At 68.5% G+C, this 2,825-nt stretch carries 1 protein-coding gene; it reads right to left on the bottom strand.

Annotation, left to right across the window (positions count from 1 at the left end; genetic code table 11):
- Window positions 1–99 precede the first annotated feature (99 nt).
- Entirely contained in the window at window positions 100–1,857 is a 1,758-nt protein-coding gene (locus ACTUAL_RS10025) for a DUF6055 domain-containing protein (protein ID WP_440900073.1), read from the bottom strand.
- Window positions 1,858–2,825 lie beyond the last annotated feature (968 nt).

Here is a 2,825-nt window from a genome sequence, read left to right as displayed (position 1 = left end):
GCGGGCGTCCACCGACCCGTCCCGCCCGGAAGGCGGCGCGGGTGATCGGTTGGCGCTGAGCCTAGGGGGCCGACCCCTCGGCGTGCCAACCAGCCTCGGCTAGCGCAGGGCCAGGTCCGAGGTCGGGAACGTGCCGTGCGCCGGGTTGACGTCGGTCTCCCCGGCCCTGCCGTCGCAACCCCGGTCGGGGTTGAACGCCAGGTACGTGCCGGACGAGCAGGCGATCGCGAACTCGGCGTCGCCGCCGACCACGACGTTGCCCGACAGGTTCGCCCCGTCCTGGACCAGCGCGTTGTCCCGCACGACCGCGTTGCCGCCGACCGTGCCGCCGTTGACCCAGCCCAGGCCCTCGATGCGCGCGTTGCCCTGCACCGAGGCACGACCCATGACGGCGGCCTTGGGGCCGACGTACGCGCTCGCGGCCACGTTCGCGGTGTTCGCGACCCAACCGCCGCCGTTGCTGTGCCAGCGGCCACCACCGGTCGCCGCGGGCTTGACGTGGTTCGGCTCGAACCCGGACGGCGTCGCGCCGGAGACCCGGAACTCGTACGGGTAGCGCTTCGCGGCGTTGTAGCCGTCCAGGAACGCGTAGCGCGGCACCGAGTTCGGCGTGCCGGTGACGACCAGGTAGACCTCGTTCTCACCGGACTGGAGCTGGAAGTCGATCTGCCCGTCGGTGGCCACGGTCACCGGCGAGTAGCGCGGGCTTCCACCGTTGCGCAGCGCCACCATGCCGAACGCCCAGCCCGCGGCGCCGGTCTCGGTGTGCCCCTTGACGCGCACCTTCACCAGGCCGCCGTTGGTGGTCGGCACCATCTTGATCTTGTTGAAGCCGTAGTCGGACGGCGCGGTGCGGGTGTTCATCCGGAAGTGTCCGGCGCCCGCGTCCACCGCCTCGACCAGACCGCCGTTGTACGCCTTGAGGAACCCGGAGCCGTACACATTGTCGATGAAGGGCATCAGCGTCGAGCGGTTGCCGAAGTCCCACGTGACGTTGCGGGTCGCGTACTCGCCGATCCGCCGGTTCAGCTCGGCCTGGGTGATCCCGGCGATGCGCCGGTAGGTGTCCAGCGGGTGCTCGGAGCTGGTGGCCTCGTTCCAGATGCGGTTGAACATCGCCAGACCGTCGCGGTCCTTGACGTACTGCATCAGCATCCAGTTGCCGTAGTGGTGGCGGCTGGAGCTCCAGTACAGGTTCTCCGAGCGCAGCCAGCGGGTCAGGTCGCCCGCGGCCGTGGTCGGCAGCGCCTGCATGGCCATGAACTCCGCGCTGGTCTCCCAGAACGTGCCCGAGTGCGGCGCGGTGAAGCCCACCCCGGAGCGGCCCAGGAAGGTGTAGTTCTGGAAGACGTGCGCCAGCTCGTGCGCCAGGCCCCACGAGCCGGGCAGCGCCGCGCCGGGCGCCACGTTGATCACGCCGACCCGGCCGTCGGTGGAGCCGCCGGTCGCCCAGGCGTCCAGCGCGGTCCGGTTCCAGGTCCGGGTGACGATCACGATGATCTTGTGCTGGGCGAGCAGCCCCGTCTCCGGCGTGAACTTCATCGTGTTCACGTAGAAGCTGTAGAGGTTCTCCAGCTGGGTGATGACGCTGTTCGGGTCGAAGTTGTAGGGGGAGGGCGCGGCCACCGGGTTGGCGCCGGACTTCTCGCCCCACAGCAGGATGAAGTTGTCGGACTCGCGGGTCCGCTCCTGCGCCCAGGGGACCTCGCCCGTCTGGGTCCAGCGCGCCGGGATGTAGACGGACTTGGCCGCCGCGCTCGCCGCGGTGGGCTGCACGAGCCCCGCCGCCAGCACGCCGACGACCAGGGCCGTCATCCAAGCGCGCAGCGGCCTCCGCCGTCCTGATCTGCCGATCATTGGCCTGCACACCTTTCGGATCGACGCGGTCCGACCGTCCACAGTGGTCGGATTGGTCGGGCGGGAGCCGCTGGGGGACGGCGGTTCTCCCCGGTGGCGCTCCGCCCGGCGGTGGAGAGCATGGAGGACGAAAACGGTTTCGGCAAGGTTTGTCGAACGGGTTAGGGGTGTGGTCGATCGCGCCCCGAACGTGGGCGGGCCGCACGGTCGCGCGCACTGCTCGGAGGGCGGCGCGGCCCGGTGCCGATTCCGCCTGCCGCTGCCCCCTCCTGCCGTGTTCCGGGCAGGTGTTCCGCTGCAGGGCCTCCGGGGCGAGGAAAAAACTTCCAGGTTTTCCTCCGGATGCCGGCTTGGGATTCCGGTGTCGGCGGACGCTGTGCTCGTGCGGGAACTCGAATTCGTCGTGCCCCGGCCATGATTGGCTGCGCTGCGTCCGTCCGGGTGTTTCCGGTATCCGATCTTGTGTCGTGGGTCACAGGTGGAGCTCGTCGGGTGGTGGCTGTTTGGGAAAAAGACCCACCGGTGTCCGTTCTCGCTCGGTTTAGGTCGTGTCGAGAGGTTTCCGGCTGTCCGAAGCCCTCTTCTCCGCTGCGAGACGTCTTCTGCCTGCTTGCGCCGAGGTGGAGGTGAAACGGTGGCTGTCGAATTCCGCGGTGCACTGACCCGATTCACCGTCGGATTGGCGTAGCGTGACCGAAGTGTCCGTGCGGCTCGTCCGTGCGTTCGGCGCAGTTGTCGACGCCGTAAAGACCAGTGCTGCCCGACTTGCTGTTCTGGTACGTTCCGAGATGGTTGTTGCTCACCTGGGGGTGTAGCTGACCAATGAGTCGAGTCCCGTGTGTTCCGGTTCCGCTGTCGCGCGTTCCGGACTTATCCGGCAGGTTCGTTGGGGGAAATCTTGGGCAACTTGGTTGAACGAGACCAACAACTCGCTGTCCTCACTGGAATGCTGACCGACGCGTTGCGCG

The sequence above is a fragment of the Actinosynnema sp. genome, assembly GCF_052038725.1.
The sequence above is the reverse complement of the archived record's forward strand: the minus strand, read 5'-3'. Positions and strand labels throughout refer to the sequence as shown.

Coding starts and splice junctions, on each gene's coding strand:
- ACTUAL_RS10025 (WP_440900073.1), bottom strand. CDS start 1,857: ATGATCGGCAGATCAGGACGGCGGAGGCCGCTGCGCGCTTGGATGACG.